The following is a 772-nucleotide window of genomic DNA, read 5'->3' as shown; positions in this document are numbered from 1 at the left end:
ACCACGTGGTGGTGGGCGAAGACTGGCACTTCTACAGTGTGCCCGCCCGCTATATCGGGAAAGAGGTGCGTATTGTTTACTGCACCGACACGGTGGAAATATACCACGGCAGCCAGCGTATTGCCCTGCATAGACGCAACTATAAAAAACATGGGTACACGACCGATAAAGACCACCTTCCGGAAAACCACCGGCATATGCGCGAGCGCCTTGCATGGAACCCGGACCATTACCTTTCAAAAGCGGAAAAATACGGCCCCGCTACGCGCGAGTACTTCCAAAGGGTCATGGACAGCAAGCTTATCATTGATCAGTCCTACCAGGCCTGCCAGGGACTCATGCGCCTGGCAACCGGCTATCCCGAGCGCATTGAGGCTGCCTGCGTAAGGGCGCTCAAAGGGCAGCGGTTCAATTACATGGCCATCAAAAACATACTGGATAACAATATGGACCTGCTCGAGAAAAAGGAAGCTCCCAAACAATACACCATACCCCTGCACGATAATATCCGCGGTGCCGGAGAATACAAATAATAAAAACCATTAAACAGAAATGAACACAGATCAGACAACCGAGCAGCTAAGAGCGCTCCGGCTGGCCGGGATGGCCAGACGTTACGAAGCGGTGAGTGCACTGCCCGTGCATGAAGTACAGAACGTACATGAACTATTGGCCTCCATGGTGCAGGCCGAGGTGGAATACCGCGACCACGCCAGGACGCAGAAATACCTGAAGGCAAGCCGGCTGCGCTATAACGCCCTGCCCGAAGAGA

At 53.8% G+C, this 772-nt stretch carries 1 protein-coding gene and 1 pseudogene; both read left to right on the top strand.

All coding sequences use genetic code 11. The features are described from left to right. A pseudogene (locus tag ACFQRK_RS23970) lies at nt 1-533 on the top strand (IS21 family transposase); the annotation flags it as partial. A gap of 19 nt (nt 534-552) precedes the next feature. Further along, a partial coding sequence (locus ACFQRK_RS23965) for an ATP-binding protein (protein ID WP_379010963.1) occupies nt 553-772 on the top strand: 220 nt, incomplete at its 3' end.

Origin of the sequence: Parapedobacter sp. GCM10030251, from assembly GCF_042666505.1 — a bacterium.
Taxonomy (GTDB): domain Bacteria; phylum Bacteroidota; class Bacteroidia; order Sphingobacteriales; family Sphingobacteriaceae; genus Parapedobacter.
This window is presented reverse-complemented; position numbering and strand designations above follow the sequence as displayed.